We start from the raw sequence: 15,693 nt of genomic DNA, 5'->3' as shown, positions 1-15,693 counted from the left end.
GCTCAGATAAGCCAGCTCTTGCGCTGGTAGAACCGCGCCTCTTCGTCCTCCTCGTCGACCGGGGTGACAGTCTGGTTCGCTCTTCGGGCCGCCATCGATCGCGCGATCGCCTCCCGTTGCTCGCGCGCCTGCGCCTCCAGCCGTTCTTTCTCCTCGGCCTCCGCGCGAGCCCGGTCCAGCTCGGCAGCATGTTCGGTCCGGAATTGAGCCATCTCGGCCGCCAAGTTGTCGGCGAATTCGCGGCCTCGCGCCGCGGTTCGATCGTTGATCTCCTGGATCTCGTCGAGCAGGATCGCCATCCGGCGCTGATTTTCCTCGGCGAGTCGCCTCGCCTCCTCGGCGTAGTTCACCATACGGAATCTTCTCGCTCGTCCTGTGCCGCCGCACTCCCGACGCCAGGGCTCACAGCGGTCCCGCCTCGGCCAGTTCCGCGCCACTGTCGACCGGTCCCGCCTCGGCCAGTTTCGCGCCGCTGTCGACCGGGGCCGCCGATGTCGGTTCGCCCTGCTCCGGTAGGGGCTTCGGCCAATGCTCGCCGTCTTCTTCGCGTCGCGTGGGTGGCGCAGTTCCGGAAGGCACGCCTGGCGGGCCGGTGCTCGGTTCCGGAGCGGGTGCGGCGTCGACCGGCTTGTCTTTGCCCGGCGGTTCCGGGGCCGGAGTGTCGGCCGGAGGCACCGGCTCTTTCAGCTCGTTCATCGAGATGACCGGCATCCCATGCTCGTCCAGCTCGAGCTCGAACTCTTGCTGCTTGCCCGCCTCGTCGGACAGGACCAGTTTCACCTGGCCGTCCGGGCCCATCTCGAACGTCACATGCTTTCCGGCGATATCGAACTCGGCCTTCGGCTTGTCGTCTTTGTCGGCGTCCTTCGGATCGATGCTCGCTGTGAGCTTTTCGATCGCGTCGTCGATTCCGCTCTTGATTGTTCCGCTCAGCGCGGAGATGCCCTGCTGGACCGCTTGGGTCAGACCCGTCGTCAATGGCGACAGTTCCTTCGCGACCTGACTGATCGCGGCCAGGCCGTCCAGTGCCGGCAGCTTGGGGGCCAGCGGCGCGGGAGTCGTCGGCGTGGTCGGCACCGTCGGTGTGGTGCTCGCCGGAACTGTGCTCGGCGTGGTGCTCGCCGGGACCGTGCTCGGCGTAGTGCTCGCCGGAACTGCACTCGGCGTGGTGCTCGCCGGAACCGTGGCGGGCGACGGCGTGCCGGGAGTGCCCGGCGGCGGGGAAGGATCGGGCTGATTCTGCTTGTCCGGCTTATCCTGGGACGGCTTCGTCGGCCCCTCCGGGCGCGGGTACGCCCGGTCGGGCACGGTTGCCAACGCAGTGGACAGGTTCTTGTACTGCCACTCGAAGTGATCATCGGTCTCTGTGCAGGCGTCGATGTAGCGCACCAGTTTGGCCTCGAAGTCCCGTTTGAAGGGGTCGTTCAGCCAATCGTTGACGGTACTGTGAATCTTTTTGCCGAGCGGGGTGTCCAGCGGGACCTTGGCGAATTGTCCGGATAAGTCGAGTGCGGGGAAGATCCGGTAGAGGTCGCTTGCCTGCTTCGCACTGATCCACTCGCGCGCATTGTGCACGTCGACCATGAGTTTCACATCTTCCGGAGTCTTGCCGCCGATCGTCACCGCCCCGCTGCCGTTACCCGAAACTTCCAGCAGCCGCAGTGCCATATCGGCTTTGCCGGCGACCGACTCGCGCAGCGAATTCGCCATCGGCTCGATCGCGTTCCACGCACTTCGTGCGTGCTGCCGATCTTCGTCAGCAAGCACGGACTGCTTGGTGAGCATGTCGAGCGCGGCGTTGGCCGCCGCTCCCTGCCACAGCCCGCGCAGGCGGCCGGCGTAGCCGCGTTGCGCGTCCCACTGGGTATCCACCTCGGCCAGCGCGAGTTTCAGCGCTTCCCCCGTGTGCTCCAGATTCTCCACGCGCGTGCCGCGTTGCTCGTCGTACATCGCGAGCAGTTTGTCCCGATCCCCGCGGCCACCGTTGTTGCCGAACGCCGCCTCGTACAGCGGCATGAATTCGATCCAGTACTGCAGCCCGTGACTGCCTTCGTCCAGGATCGCGTCGATCGTCTTACCCTGCCAGGAAACAGTCATGATTGCCGCTCCGCGAATGTCCGGCGTTCAGTGGAAAACGTGTCGTCATCCGGGAGCCTCATATCTTGGGTGTCTCCGCCGCGCGCTGCCGGTCGGTATCCGAGTAAGCCACGACCGCCGCCCCCAGCGCGTCAGCGGTCGCGGTGGTGGCATCGCTCCAGTTCTTCAGCCACGCGTTGATCCGCTGCAACCCCTGATGCACCGCGACCCCCTGCTGCGCGTAGTTGCGCCCCGCCTCCCCGCCCTCGCCGAACATGTGCTCGGCGACCCGTTTGGCTTGGTTGCGAACAGCTTCCGCCGATCTCCGATAGTCATCCCCCAGCGCACCGAGCTCTCCGGTCCGAACCCCGACCATCTCCGACCCACCCACGGTCCCCTCCGTCCTCGTAGTCTCAACCCGCCGGGCGCCGAATCTCCTGCACGCCGACTGGCGCCATACTTCCTTCGACGCGAAACACCGCCACTCGGTTCCCCCGAATTCGATGCGATATCCGTAGCAACCTACTGTCCACGCCCAGCGGCCACAACCAGCACAGATCCGTGCGGCAACTCCCGGACAGGCGGCAATCGCGGCCCTTCGACCGATGCAACCAATGCCTGCCTATCCGATAGCCGACGCCGTCATCGGCCTCGGAACCGGAGAAGATGATGCAGGTGGGTCAAGCGGTCAAGAGGCGGCTCGTCTGCGTGACGCCGCCCCGGCACCGAATTTGGGCGAGGCAGGCGAGTCGCGTCAGTTGCCGATCTTGCCCTGGTCGGTACGGATCCATTCGGAAGTGCCGTCGGGGTGGCGATGGAATTCCCAAGCGGCGTAGTCGCCGTCGTTTTCCACCACGGTGACGTGGTCGGCGAAACCGTCGTGGTCGAAGTCGGTCCAGACCTGCATCGCCTCGTCGCCGGTGGTAGTGATGGTGTCGAGGGTGCCGTCACCGTCGATGTCCTGAGCGGGGTGCTGTAGTTCGACCGCACCCAGTCCGTTCAGTGACGACGACGCGTCGATGCCAGGTAGGTCCAGACCTGGGAATTCGCCCGAGGTGATCATGGCTGCTCCTCAGCGGGGCTCGTGCGGTGGCGCGGTGCCGTACCGGCGGCATCGCACCATCCTGACATCCGCGCGGGCTCGGCGCACGTGCTCGCTTGCCGCCGGCGCAGCCTCCAGGGCCGTATAGATGCAGCCTCCCGGCCGGTGTAGCCGCAGTCTCCCGGTTCGTATTCGACACGGGCCCGGCGTCACCGACGCAGTCCTCGACTCACTTCTTCGGCATCAACAGCCACAGCACCAGGTAGATGACGACCTGCGGGCCGGGCAGCAGGCACGAAAGCACGAACAGCAGCCGGACGACGTTGGCGTTCCAGCCCAGATACTCGGCGATGCCGCCGCAGACGCCTGCGATCCACTTGTCCTGGGTGGAGCGGGCGAAGCGGCGGGTAGGGGCAGTCATTGGTCTTCCCTCTCTGGCGATGATCGCTACGACCTCCACTGTGCCCGCCGCCGCACGCTCACGGCATCGGTGCGGTGACCGATACCAACCCTGATTTCTCCCGGGGCCGACCTCAGGGTGCAACCCTGAGCACGGCAGACTTGTGCTGGTGAGCACCACTCTGCATGCCCGCGGCCTGTCGGCCGGTCACGGCGAGCGCACGCTGTTCGCCGACCTCGATCTGACCCTGGCACCGGGTGACGTGATCGGCCTGGTCGGCGTGAACGGCGCGGGCAAGTCGACGCTGCTGCGGATGCTCGCCGACCGACACACGCCGACGGGCAGTATCACCCTCAGTCCACCGGACGCGACGGTCGGCTACCTGGCCCAGGAAGCACAGCGCGTGCCGGGCGAAACCCTGCTCGAATTCCTCGGCCGGCGCACGGGAGTCACCTCGGCGCAGCGGGCGATGGACGCGGCGGCCGAGCGCCTCGGCGAAGGCGGCCCGGACGAATACTCCCCCGCGCTGGAACGCTGGCTCGCCCTCGGCGGCGCCGATCTGGACCAGCGCGTGCACGAGGTGTCGGCCGACCTCGGCCTCATCGAGAGCCTCCCGAGTGGCCTCGGTACCGCGATGACCGGCTTGTCCGGCGGCCAGGCCGCGCGCGCCGGACTGGCCTCGGTCCTGTTGTCCCGCTTCGACATCCTGCTGCTGGACGAGCCGACCAACGATCTGGACCTGGACGGCCTGGCGCGCCTGGAGCAGTTCGTCGCCGGGGTCCGGGTCCCGCTGATGGTGATCAGCCACGACCGAGAGTTCTTGGCGCGCACCGTGAATCGCATTGTGGAGCTGGATCTCGCCCAGCAGCAGGTCGGGCTGTTCGACGGCGGCTACGAGTCCTACCTGATGGAGCGGGAGATCGCCCGCCGGCATGCCCGCGAGGCCTATGAGGAGTACGCGGACACCAAGACGGGCCTGGAAGCACGAGCGCAGATGCAGCGCAACTGGCTCGAACACGGCGTCCGCACCGCGCGCCGCAAAGCGCGCGACCCCAGGAAAGTGGACTCCGACAAAGCGGGCCGCAAGATGCGGGCAGAGGCCACCGAGAAGCAAGCGGCCAAGGCCAGGCAGACCCAGCGCCGCATCGAGCGACTCGAGGTGGTGGAGGAACCACGCAAGGAGTGGGAGTTGCGCATGAGCATCGGCGCTGCCCCGCGCAGTGGTTCGGTGGTCGCGACACTGTCCGACGCGACCGTCACTCGTGGCGATTTCACGCTCGGTCCGATCAGCACCCAGATCGACTGGGCCGACCGCATCGTGCTCACCGGGGCCAACGGCTCCGGAAAGTCCACCCTCCTGGCCATGCTGCTGGGAGGTATCCAGCCGGACCGCGGGACCGCGAGCCTCGGCTCCGGCGTCGCGATCGGCGAGGTGGACCAGGCGCGCGGTCTGTTTCGCGGGTCCGGGGCACTGTCGCAGACCTTCGGCGCCGAACTCCCGGACTGGCCGGATGCGGACGTGCGCACGCTCCTGGCCAAGTTCGGCCTGCGCGGGCCCCATGTGCTGCGCTCCTGCGACACACTCTCCCCCGGCGAGCGCACCCGCGCCGCCCTCGCGCTGCTGCAAGCGCGCGGCGTCAATCTGCTCGTGCTGGACGAGCCGACCAACCACTTGGACCTGCCCGCCATCGAACAACTGGAACAGGCCGTCGAATCCTTCACCGGCACGCTTTTGCTCGTCACGCACGACCGCCGCATGCTCGACACGGTCCGCGCGACACGCCGCTGGCACATGGCCGCCGGCGTACTCACCGAATCGTAGAAGGCGACCGCGCCACATCGCGTCCGCTAGCGACGAACCCCTTCGCTCAGCGGCCGCCGAAGTACCTGCGAATCCTGCCCTTTCGATGAGTGCGACCGGACTCGCGCGGAAATCACACCGAGCTGACGCGTTTGGCCAGGTCTTCGGCCAGTTGCCGCGCCTGCGCCGGGTCGGTGGCCTCTACCATGACTCGCACCAATTCCTCGGTGCCGCTGGGCCGCAGGAGAACTCGGCCGGAGTCGCCGAGTATCCGTTCGGCCTCGAGTACCGCTTCCCGCACCTCGGGTGCTCCCGCGACCAGGGACTTATCGCCGACCGGCACGTTCACCAGAACCTGCGGCACGGTGCTCAGCACGCTCGCCAGATCGGCCAGCGTGCGCCCGGTCTGCGCCATCCGCGCCATCAGGCGTAAGCCGGTCAGGATGCCATCGCCGGTGGTGCCGTAGCGCGGGAAAACCACGTGTCCGGACTGCTCACCGCCCAGCGTGAATCCGCCGCGCCGCAACTCCTCCAGCACGTAGCGGTCGCCGACGGCAGTGGTGCGCACTGTGATTCCGGCCGCCCGCATGGCGATATGCAGGCCGAGATTGCTCATCACCGTGGCGACCAGAGTGTCGTGGACCAGTTCGCCTGCCTCGTGCATGGCGAGGGTCAGAATCGCCAGAATCGCGTCGCCGTCGACGATGGCGCCGCCGGCGTCCACGGCCAGGCAGCGGTCGGCGTCGCCGTCGTGCGCGAGGCCCAGATCGGCGCCGTGCTCCAGCACCGCGGCCCGGACCTGGTCGAGATGGGTGGAGCCGCAGCCGTCGTTGATGTTCAGCCCATCGGGCTCGGCATTGATGGCGATGACGGTCGCGCCCGCCGCGCGATAGGCGGCCGGTCCGACCTCCGCGGCGGCGCCGTGCGCACAGTCGACCACGACAGTCAGTCCGGACAAGTCCTGTCCGGTCGCGTCCACCAGGTGCTCCACATAGCGCTCATGGGTGCCCGTGAGGCTGTATTGATCCGGGATCACCAGCCCGTGATCGCGCGCGCCCGCGGCGTTGCGCACTCGGCCGATACCCGCGCCGGTCGGGCGCGACGGCGTGTCCGCGGCCACAAGCGCCTCGATCCGGTCCTCGATGGCGTCATCGAGTTTGTGCCCGCCCGCGGCGAAGATCTTGATCCCGTTATCCGGCATGGGGTTGTGCGAGGCGGAGATCATCACCCCGAGGCACGCATCGTACAAACCGGTGAGGTAGGCGACGGCCGGTGTCGGCAACACCCCTACCGAGAGCACGTCGACGCCCGCCGCGGTCAGCCCCGCGGTCACCGCGGCCTCGAGCATCTCGCCGCTGGCCCGCGGGTCGCGTCCGACCACCGCGAGCGCGCGCTTGTTGCCACGACTCAGGGTCTGCGCGGCCGCGCCGGATACGCGCAGCGCGAGTTCCGGACTCAGCGACTCGTTCGCAAGCCCGCGGACTCCGTCGGTGCCGAACAAACGTCCCATACCTCGCCCCTACATCGGTGGATCCGCGGTGTGAGCGACAGCCTGGCGACGGCAACCTGTGCACTGACGCAGGCACCGCGAACACCGCGAGTTCATACAGCACAAGAGCAGGCGACCAGCCGTTCGCTGGGAGCCTGCTCTCGGATAGCTACCGCGTCGACCGTACCGTATGAATGCGGCGAATGCGGGCCCCTGACGGGTTGCGCCGCGACGTCGCCTCCTGCCACAGGTCCAACCGCATCCGGCGCCGCAGGGGCACCGGATGCGGTGGTCGACGCTGCCGAAATCAGCGCTTCGAGTACTGCGGCGCCTTACGCGCCTTCTTCAGACCGTACTTCTTACGCTCGGTGGCACGCGGGTCGCGGGTCAGGAATCCGGCCCGCTTCAGGGCGGGACGATCCTCCGGGGTGACCTCGATCAGCGCGCGGGCGATGGCCAGCCGCAGGGCGCCTGCCTGGCCCGAGGGGCCGCCGCCGACCAGGCGGGCGTGGATGTCGAAGGACTCGGTGCGCTCGACGGTCACCAGCGGTGACTTGACCAACTGCTGGTGCACCTTGTTCGGGAAGTAGTTCTCGATGGTGCGGCCATTGAGCACGAAGTTGCCGGTGCCGGGCAGCAGGCGCACACGGACGACAGCTTCCTTGCGGCGGCCGACGGTCTGCACCGGGCGGTCGATGACGATCGGCGCGAAGGACGGCGAGTCCTCGGTCTCCTCGTAGCCCGCGCCGTCCTCGACGGCCTCGGCGGCGTCGAATTCCTCGGCGTAGTCCTCGTTGAATTCCTCGGGAGCGGTCACTGGGCCACCTGCTTGATCTCGAATGGAATGGGCTGCTGGGCGGCGTGCGGATGCGTCGGGCCCGCGTAGACCTTCAGCTTGCTCGCGATCGCGTTGCCGAGCTTGTTCTTCGGGATCATGCCCTTGACCGCCTTCTCGACAAGCCGATCGGGCCTGGTCTCCAACACCTGACCGACGGTCCGCGACTTGAGGCCGCCCGGGTGCCCGGAGTGGTGGTGGATCAGCTTGTCCTGCCGCTTGTTGCCGCTGATGGCAACTTTGTCGGCATTGATGATGATGACGAAATCGCCACCATCGACGTGCGGAGCGTAGGTCGGCTTCGTCTTGCCGCGCAGCAGATTCGCTGCCTGAACGGCGAGACGGCCGAGCACTACGTCAGTGGCGTCGATGACGTACCACTTGCGGGTCACGTCACCCGCCTTGGGGCTGTACGTAGGCACAGTGCTTCCCTGTCTGTCGTCGGTGTTGCCGGCCGAGCATGTGGTCGAGGGGTTCCCGGCGGCCGGTGGAGACCCGGGACTCGGCGCACGACCGGACGATTCATCAGGAGATCGCCCAGGCGTTCCACACGCCAGCAAGCCACGATACCAGCGGGGTGGCGACCGTGAGAAATCGCGTCAGATCGCCATCGGTGGCCCGGGGTCGATGGCTCCCGGCGGCCCTGGGACCTGGTAGCGCAAAGTGTCGATGCCGGGCGGCGCGCAATCGGCGACGCCGCCCGGCTGTTCGAATCGGTCGCCCCGTACGGTGGAAATCCCCGGCTTCGGCTGATTGATGGCGTAAGGCGTCAGCGAGCACGCCATCGGCTCGGCCTCGTCCGCGGCCGCCACCTCGTCCAGCGTGACCGAGCCCACGTCGAGACCTGCCGCCCGCGCGGCCGGTTCGATCTGGCCTGCACCGCACACCAGCGCGAGCACGGCCAGCGCCACCGCCCCGGCAACGGCATCGGCCCCGAACAGATTGCCCTTCATCTTGTTCCAGATCTTGCCCTTCCGAGCCTGATCCTCGGCGTCATCGGACTCCGCAACCGGTTCCTGCCACCCGCCGTGGCGGTGTTGCTCCGGCGTACCCTGCTGAGGTTCAGGCGCTCCCGGGTACGGCGGCTGCGGCCCGAGCGGCGGCACCGACGACGGACCGGGCACATCGCCCTGTGGCTGCCCGAGCGCGCTGGACCGCTGGTCGTCCGTCGCGCTCGGTGGCCGAGTGAACCGGCTGCCGAGATCGGCGAGATTCGGCGAGAGAGCGCGCGGGACCTCGTCACGCCCGATCCTGGTCGTCGCCTCGTCCTGCTGGGCGGGGTGGCCCGGACCGTAGTGGACGCCGGGCGCCGGCGGCTGTTCCGGTCGGCGCCGGACCGGGTCCGATAGCTGCTGATCCTCCGGTCGCGGCGTGGCATGCTCGACGGAACCCTGTGCCTTCGCTGCGCGCCACTGCTCGTATTCGGCCTGCTGCCGTGGATCCACCGGATGCTGTGGCAGGGGCGCGGGCGCATAACTGCCCGGCGGCTCCGGCTCGGCCGCCTCCGTGTCGCTCACCAGCAGGTGCGCGGCACCGAGCACGAGCGCGTGCATGGGATGGTCGGCCACCTGCAGCCGGTGCCCGAGATGGTTCTGGAAGGCCAGGCGCAGCGCGTCGTTGAAGCGCACGTTTCCGCAGAGCAGGACCGTCGAGGTGTCCGCGCCGATCGAACGCGCGGCAGCCATCACCTCGATCACCACATTGTCCGCGGACCTGGCATCGCGCATGGCCTCCGCCTCCACCGGCACCTCGACCGACTCGGTGGGCTGCTCGTCGTCACCATGGACGGCGACCACCAGCATGCTGCGACCGTCGGAGTACACGCCGGTCGCGCCGACGCCGTGTGGTCTGGCCCGGTCCGGTGGCTGCACCAGTCCGAGCGCGCGGACGTAACCCGACAGCGCCACGCTCTCCGGTAGCGGCTCGACGATGACGTCGAGCTGCTCCACCATCGAGGCGTAGATCTCGACCTTCTCGTCCGGCCAGCCATCCGGGAACGGCAGCGCCACGAGGTCCGGTTTGCCGCGCAGGTGTTTGCCGATCGCCGCGAGCGGGTTGTACATCCGTGCACGGAACACCAGTTCGGCAGGCCACGTCGCGCCGGCCACGACGATCTGCGGATGACCCAGAATGTCGCGCACGTCGGCGATCGCCATGCCCAGATCGGGCCGGTTGCGTTCCACACCGGCCGTGTGCAGCCGTCCCGACGAATCCGCAAGCAGATACGCCGGAGGCGTCCACACACCCTCGACCTGCACCGGGCGGATCGGAATGCCGCCGCCGCCCGCGGCCACGGACACCACATCCCAGCCGAGATGCACTGCCCCTACTCGCACCGTCACAGGCATAAGTCTGCCCGGTCCGCAGCCGAGATGCGCGCCGTTGCGGTCCGGCCCCGGTCGTCGCCGTTTTCCCGCGCCGACCACCCGAGGCCCTCCGGGACGCCCGGCAGCCGTGCGGGACGCATCACGCCGCCGACTTCTTCAGTCGCAGCCGGCGCCACGTGACCATCGCGAGCGCCAGGGTGATCAACAGCAGCACCACGATGTCCAGCGCCCAGATCCCCGGTTTGTGCTGCCAGAGCGTGTCGGGCTCCGCGTTGAGGAACAACTCGCGGATATTCACCGTCGATGCGCCGGCGGCATAACCCCAGCGGGCCGGAAACAACCAGGACACCTGCTCGAGCACCAGCCGGCCGGTAACCGGGATCAAGCCGCCCGCCATCACGAACTGACACATGACGACCACCACCAGCAGTGGCATCACCTGCTCGTTCGACCTCGCCAGCGACGAGAGCAACAGCCCGACGACCACGCAACAGACCGCGGTCAACCCGATGTCGATGTACAGCTCCGCACTCCCGGACGCCAGCACCGCGCCCTCGCCGGGTCGCTTCTTGCCCACCAGCGTGATGCCGACCAGCACCGCCGACTGCAGCAGCGCGGTGATGCTGAACACCACGATCTTCGCCATCAAGTACGCCGAAGGCAGCAACCCGACCGCGCGTTCGCGATGGAAGATCGTCCGTTCGCCGACCAGGTCGCGCACCGTGAGCGTGGAGCCCATGAAGCAGGCGCCGAGAATCAGCACCACCAGCAGTTGCTGGGTCTCGCCGCCACCTACCGGCACGAACGTGCCATCGGACAGCGCCTTCAACGCGCCGCGCTGGAAACCGTTCTTGCCGGGCACCACCAGCGATAGCCCGCCGAGGATGAACGGCAGGATCACCAGGAACGTCAAGTAGCCGCGGTCGGCCAGAATCAGCCGGATCTGCCTGCGCGCCAAGGTCGAGAACTGTTTGCCGAGGCTGGACTGCGGCGGATTGCCCGCCGGTCCATACGGTTGCGGCGGGGGCGCGGGAGGTGGCGCGAATGCCTGCCGGGAGCGGTAGGCCGCGAACGCCTGATCCGGGTTGGCCGCGACATCGGCGAAGATCTCCGCCCAATCGCTGGTGCCGAGCGCCGCGCCGACACCGGCCGGGTTGCCGCAGTAGGCGGTCTTGCCGCCGGGCGCGAGCAGCAGCACCTGATCGCACATGTCCAGGTGCGCCACCGAGTGGGTCACCACGATCACCACGCGGCCCGCGTCGGCGAGTTCGCGCAGCATCACCATGACCTGCCGGTCCAGGGCCGGGTCCAAGCCGGAGGTCGGTTCGTCCAGGATGAGCAGCGACGGGCCGGTCAGCAGCTCCAGCGCCACCGAGGCACGCTTGCGCTGACCGCCGGAGAGCCGGTCGACCCGGGTATCGGCGTGTTCGGTGAGCGAAAGCTCATGCAGCACACCGTCGATCACCTGCTGCCGGTCTTCCTTACTGTTGTCGGGTGGCAGCCGCAGCTCGGCCGCGAAACCGAGCGCCTGGCGCACCGTGAGCTGGCGGTGCAGCACGTCGTCCTGCGGCACCATGCCGATACGCGAGCGCAGCGCCTCGTACTCGGCGTGCAAGTTACGGCCCTCGAAGGTGACCGCGCCGCCCGAAGGCCGGGTGGTGCCCGCGATCAGACGCGACAGCGTCGACTTGCCCGCGCCGGAGGGGCCGATCAGCGCGGTCAGGGTCCCGCGGCCGGCCGACATGTTCACGTCGACGAGCAATTGCTTGTTGCCCTCGACGGTGAACCCGACCCCGTGCACCGCGAGGCCCTGCTCGGCAACCGGTTTCTGCCGGTGCACCAGCGCGCCCTGCTGGACAACGAAATCGACATTGCCGATGGTGATGATGTCCCGCTCGCGCAGCACCACCCGCTGCCGGCGGTTCCCGTTGACGAAGGTGCCGTTCGCCGAACCGAGATCCTCGATGACCAGCCCCTCGGCGGAGGCGACCAGGCGGGCGTGCTTGCGGGAGGCCAGCGGATCGTTGACGACGATCTGGTTGTCGGTGGTACGGCCGATGGCCAGACCGGTGGGGGGAATCCGGTCGGAGCGGGCGATCGCCGCCGTGGCTGCCCTGGCCCGGACCGGCGGCATGTTCGACGTGTCGGCCCTGGTCGTCATGTTGACGTTCACCGCGGGCGCGGGCGCATCCTGCGGTGGTGAATACTGCGGAGTCGAATGCTGTGGTGGCGAATACTGCGGACGCGAATTCTGCGGATGGTGAAACTGTTGCGCGGGCCGCCGAACCGCCTGCGACGGTCTCGAAGGCTGCGGCTGCGGGTTCGCCGGAAGCAGATGCAGCAGCGGGCCGCTGATCGCGTCACCGAGCCGCACCTGGGTGGGGCGATCGATCGACACCGGCTGGGTCACCCTGCGCGCGTCGACGAACACGCCGTTGGTGCTCTTGTTGTCGGTCAACACCCAGGCACTGCCCTGCCAGGCGAGCATCGCGTGCACACGCGAAACGAGCGGGCTGTCGACGAACAGCGTCACTTCCGGCGCGCGGCCCATCGTGACCTGCTGGCTCGAATCGAATACTCGTTCGTTTCCATCATGGCGCACGGTGATGGTCTGCGCCCCCGGTGAAGACATGCAGCGGATACTATTCCATCACCCGGACATCAGCGGTGCCCCCGACGCGCCTTTGCCCCGATCCGGTGGATGATGTGTATGCGATACCGGCCGACCAGGGGGAACCATGCCGACAGCCAAAGCGACCGCACTTGTTACCGCGCTGCTCAGTGTTCTGGTACTGGTCGGGGGCTGCACGCGATTCGTGGACGGCCATGCCGTCTCCATCTACGACGATCCGTTCAAGGTCGCCGGATTGCCCACCACGAGCGGGCCGAGCGGACCACGCGCCGGTGTTCCGGACAGTACGCTCACCGCGGCCAACGGCGACCGCGGCCCGGTGGACACCCTGGCGCTCAACGCCGTCGACGACATCCAGACCTACTGGCGCGGTGAGTTCGGCAAGGAATTCCAAGGCGAATTCAAGCCCGTCGAGAAGCTGATTTCATGGAGCGCGAAGGCCGGCCGCAGCGAGGCGATCGAGTTCTGTAAGGAAAGCACCTACCGTCTGGTGAACGCCGCCTACTGCCGACTGGACAATTCCATCGGCTGGGATCGTTCCGTCCTACTTCCCACCATGGAGAACACCTTCGGGAAGATGGCCGTGGTGATGGTGCTCGCGCACGAGTACGGACACGCTGTACAGACCATGGCCAAGCTCGTCGGACCGAAGGATCCGGTAATCGTCAAGGAGCAGCAGGCCGACTGCTTCGCGGGCGCGTTCATGCGCCACGTCGCCGAGGGCAAGGCGAAGCACTTCACCATCAACACCTCCGACGGCCTCAACTCGGTACTGGCTGCCACCGTGGCCATCCGCGACTCCGACCCGGACGACCCGGAAAGCGTGCACGGCTCCGCCTTCGAGCGGGTCACCGCCGTGCAGGTCGGCTTCACCGATGGGCCGCGTGCCTGCAAGGGCATCGATATCGACGAGATCAACCAGCGGCGTGGCAACCTGCCGCAGGGTTTCGGTGGCGACCAAGGGCGCGGCGAGTTCCCCATCACAAAGGAAACCCTGGTCGAACTCACCAAGGCGCTCAAAGCCATTCTGCCGGTAGACAACGATCCGACCTACGACTACTCCCGGGCAACGATCGAATGCCGCAACGGCGTTGTCACGGAACCGGTGTCGTACTGTCCCGCCACGAACACGATCGCCTCCGACGTACCGGCCCTCGCCGAGCGAGGTACGTCCAACTCCCGCAAGGACGACCCGTTGCCGCTCAAGGTGACCGGCGACTACAACGGCTACATCGTGTTCATCTCTCGATACACGCTGGCCGTCCAGCAGAGTCACGGCCAGAGTCTCGTCGGCGCAAAGACCGGTCTGCGCGCGGCCTGCCTGTCCGGAGTTGTCACCGGCAAACTCGCTGAATCCGGGCGGCCGGTCAGCCAGGGCGACATCATGCTCTCCGCAGGCGATCTCGATGAGGCGGTCTCGGGCCTGCTCACCGACGGGCTGGCAGCCAGTGACGCACAGGGTCAGACCGTGCGCAGTGGCTTCTCCCGTGTCGACGCATTTCGCGCGGGCGTCATGAACGGCGAAAAGGCCTGCACGGCACGATATTCTTGAGCAGCTTCCGGTCCGCGCGGCCGGACGGTTCGGGCTCGGTGAACGCGCTCGCAGCTGCAATGCCGCTCTGGGAGCAGTTGCCCGCTACTGCTGGGTGCCTCAGCGCCGCGATCGGCTCCATCGAGTTCCAGCGGGACGAGGGAGCCATCTCGGCTTTCAGCGGCCGAAGGGTGGCGGTGCGGCGAGCTCGAAGCGCAGTACACGGTTTCCGAGCATGATTTCGGCGCCGGGGGCAAGCACCATGGGCTGGTTCGGCGCCAGACGCACCCAATCCCGATAGCCGGGCAAGCGGGTGTGGGTGCCGTTGGTCGAATCCCGATCCACCACGGTGACATCCCAATTCACCAAGCGGATCTCGGCGTGCGCCCGCGACATACCGCCGGAGGCGTCGTCGACACGCAGCGGCATGAGGCCGCGCTCAGCCGCCTCGGAATGCTCCGGGTCACGGCCGATCACCGCGTCCGCGGCGAGCATGTATGTCATACCGTCGTCGAGGATCAGCATGCCCAGCGGCGGGCGCACCACCTCGATCAGTCGCTGCGTCTGGTCCACCGGCATCCCGCAGACGGTGCAGAACGCCGCGCGCGGATCGCTGGGGTGCGCACGCGCACACTTGAATCCCATCACCTTGACGGTGAGCGCGGTGGCCCGCGCGGTCGCCTCCAGGCGACGCTGTAATTCCGGGTCCGGCCGCGGAGCGGGGTTGGTGCCGCCCAGCTGCGTCGGCGCGTGGTGCGGGTCGATCGGCAGCTGCTCGGAATCGCCGTCGTGCACGGCGGTGGACGGCGCCGACCGGTCGACCGCGCGTTGGGGTTCGGGGTGTTGTCTTTCGGACGCGGCGGGTGGCTCGTGCTCGATCCGCGCGGTCGGCAGTGGTCGTGCCACAGGGCGGCGATGCGCGCCCTCGGGGCGGGCTGCCCCGCCGCTCGTCGGCACTCGGCCGCGGGCGCCTTCGGACCAGACGATCGCGCCGCCTGCCTGCGCGACACCTTCGATCAGCCGGCCGATGCCTCGCTCCGGCGGCAGATCCGGGACGCGACCCTTCGCGTCATCGACGAACAACGCCACCGCCCGAGTCGGAACCTCGGCGACCCGATCCACCGTGAACGCCGCATCGCTGCCGCGATACTGCTCGACCGAGCCGTCATCGGCCAGCACGGCGGTGACCGCGCCGTGCAGGAAGATCGCCAGGCCGCCGTTCTCGGCGGTCGAGAGGATGCCGAAGTCGATCGGTTCGCCCGGACTGATCTGCTCGGCCTGCTTCATGAGCCAGCGCGTCGCCTGCCGTGCCACCGCGGCGCCGGGCGCGTCCGGCTCCCGATCCGTTGCCTGGCCTACCAGCTCGGACAGCGATTCGAGTGCCACGAGGGCGGGCGAATCGCGGACCGGCCTGCCCGGCCGACGGTGCGCGACAACGATCACCGCCCCCGCGACCCTGGCCACGGCATGACTGCCTGCGACGACCTCGACCTGCCGATCCATCACCGGAATCGGTCTCCACCCGAGGTGCAGTGCAGGGTCGTTGCCACATCTACAAGG

General features: G+C 68.0%; 13 protein-coding genes. 2 read left to right on the top strand and 11 right to left on the bottom strand.

Translation table 11 applies throughout. From position 1 onward, the window contains the following. Positions 1–2 precede the first annotated feature (2 nt). The 5 genes from ACT86A_RS05210 to ACT86A_RS05190 all read right to left on the bottom strand — a co-directional run bounded on the left by ACT86A_RS05210 (position 3) and on the right by ACT86A_RS05190 (position 3,539). Positions 3–353, bottom strand: coding sequence for a hypothetical protein (locus ACT86A_RS05210; protein WP_445090840.1), 351 nt, complete (start codon positions 351–353; stop codon positions 3–5). A 49-nt stretch (positions 354–402) separates the two neighbouring features. Continuing rightward, complete coding sequence (locus ACT86A_RS05205; RefSeq protein WP_445090839.1) at positions 403–2,097, bottom strand: hypothetical protein; 1,695 nt, start codon at positions 2,095–2,097, stop codon at positions 403–405. Positions 2,098–2,155: 58 nt separating this feature from the next. Next, the gene (locus ACT86A_RS05200; protein ID WP_445090838.1) at positions 2,156–2,467 is read right to left on the bottom strand and encodes a hypothetical protein; all 312 of its coding nucleotides are present in this window, start codon (positions 2,465–2,467) and stop codon (positions 2,156–2,158) included. A gap of 363 nt (positions 2,468–2,830) precedes the next feature. Further along, positions 2,831–3,139, bottom strand: a complete 309-nt coding sequence (locus ACT86A_RS05195; protein ID WP_445090837.1) for a DUF6802 family protein — start codon at positions 3,137–3,139, stop codon at positions 2,831–2,833. A 208-nt stretch (positions 3,140–3,347) separates the two neighbouring features. Continuing rightward, a complete protein-coding gene (locus ACT86A_RS05190; protein ID WP_445090836.1) occupies positions 3,348–3,539 on the bottom strand; it encodes a PspC domain-containing protein in 192 nt (63 codons plus the stop codon). Positions 3,540–3,687: 148 nt separating this feature from the next. Here ACT86A_RS05190 and ACT86A_RS05185 point away from each other — a divergent pair, with 148 nt between their 5' ends. Next, positions 3,688–5,340: an ABC-F family ATP-binding cassette domain-containing protein gene (locus ACT86A_RS05185; protein WP_445090835.1), complete on the top strand. Its 1,653-nt coding sequence runs from the start codon at positions 3,688–3,690 to the stop codon at positions 5,338–5,340. Positions 5,341–5,452: 112 nt separating this feature from the next. Here the strand turns inward: ACT86A_RS05185 and glmM are convergent, their stop codons facing one another. The 5 genes from glmM to ACT86A_RS05160 form a co-directional block, all read right to left on the bottom strand. Continuing rightward, a complete protein-coding gene (gene glmM, locus ACT86A_RS05180) occupies positions 5,453–6,829 on the bottom strand; it encodes a phosphoglucosamine mutase (protein ID WP_445090834.1) in 1,377 nt (458 codons plus the stop codon). Positions 6,830–7,115: 286 nt separating this feature from the next. Next, positions 7,116–7,625 (bottom strand): 30S ribosomal protein S9, encoded by a 510-nt coding sequence (rpsI, locus tag ACT86A_RS05175; RefSeq protein WP_445090833.1) that lies wholly within the window; start codon positions 7,623–7,625, stop codon positions 7,116–7,118. After that, on the bottom strand, positions 7,622–8,065 hold the full coding sequence (gene rplM, locus ACT86A_RS05170; RefSeq protein ID WP_445090832.1) for a 50S ribosomal protein L13: 444 nt from the start codon (positions 8,063–8,065) through the stop codon (positions 7,622–7,624). The genes rpsI and rplM overlap by 4 nt, the downstream gene beginning before the upstream one ends. A 177-nt stretch (positions 8,066–8,242) precedes the next feature. Continuing rightward, positions 8,243–9,991: a hypothetical protein gene (locus ACT86A_RS05165; RefSeq protein ID WP_445090831.1), complete on the bottom strand. Its 1,749-nt coding sequence runs from the start codon at positions 9,989–9,991 to the stop codon at positions 8,243–8,245. A gap of 118 nt (positions 9,992–10,109) precedes the next feature. After that, positions 10,110–12,602, bottom strand: coding sequence for an FHA domain-containing protein (locus tag ACT86A_RS05160; RefSeq protein ID WP_445090830.1), 2,493 nt, complete (start codon positions 12,600–12,602; stop codon positions 10,110–10,112). 106 nt (positions 12,603–12,708) lie between these two features. Between ACT86A_RS05160 and ACT86A_RS05155 the strand changes: the two genes are divergently transcribed. Further along, on the top strand, positions 12,709–14,154 hold the full coding sequence (locus tag ACT86A_RS05155; RefSeq protein WP_445090829.1) for a neutral zinc metallopeptidase: 1,446 nt from the start codon (positions 12,709–12,711) through the stop codon (positions 14,152–14,154). Between the two features lie 156 nt (positions 14,155–14,310). On the opposite strand, the gene ACT86A_RS05150 is transcribed toward ACT86A_RS05155, so the two are convergent. Continuing rightward, a complete protein-coding gene (locus ACT86A_RS05150) occupies positions 14,311–15,636 on the bottom strand; it encodes an FHA domain-containing protein (protein WP_445090828.1) in 1,326 nt (441 codons plus the stop codon). Between the last annotated feature and the right edge of the window lie 57 nt (positions 15,637–15,693).

This window comes from Nocardia glycosmidis (assembly GCF_052545115.1).
The sequence above is the reverse complement of the archived record's forward strand: the minus strand, read 5'-3'. Positions and strand labels throughout refer to the sequence as shown.

Excerpts from the sequence above, each read along its gene's own strand:
- ACT86A_RS05150 (WP_445090828.1), bottom strand. The coding sequence starts at position 15,636 with ATGGATCGGCAGGTCGAGGTCGTCGCAGGCAGTCATGCCGTGGCCAGG.
- ACT86A_RS05205 (WP_445090839.1), bottom strand. The coding sequence starts at position 2,097 with ATGACTGTTTCCTGGCAGGGTAAGACGATCGACGCGATCCTGGACGAA.
- ACT86A_RS05190 (WP_445090836.1), bottom strand. The coding sequence starts at position 3,539 with ATGACTGCCCCTACCCGCCGCTTCGCCCGCTCCACCCAGGACAAGTGG.
- ACT86A_RS05155 (WP_445090829.1), top strand. The coding sequence starts at position 12,709 with ATGCCGACAGCCAAAGCGACCGCACTTGTTACCGCGCTGCTCAGTGTT.
- ACT86A_RS05210 (WP_445090840.1), bottom strand. The coding sequence starts at position 353 with ATGGTGAACTACGCCGAGGAGGCGAGGCGACTCGCCGAGGAAAATCAG.
- ACT86A_RS05165 (WP_445090831.1), bottom strand. The coding sequence starts at position 9,991 with ATGCCTGTGACGGTGCGAGTAGGGGCAGTGCATCTCGGCTGGGATGTG.
- ACT86A_RS05160 (WP_445090830.1), bottom strand. The coding sequence starts at position 12,602 with ATGTCTTCACCGGGGGCGCAGACCATCACCGTGCGCCATGATGGAAAC.
- ACT86A_RS05195 (WP_445090837.1), bottom strand. The coding sequence starts at position 3,139 with ATGATCACCTCGGGCGAATTCCCAGGTCTGGACCTACCTGGCATCGAC.
- glmM (WP_445090834.1), bottom strand. The coding sequence starts at position 6,829 with ATGGGACGTTTGTTCGGCACCGACGGAGTCCGCGGGCTTGCGAACGAG.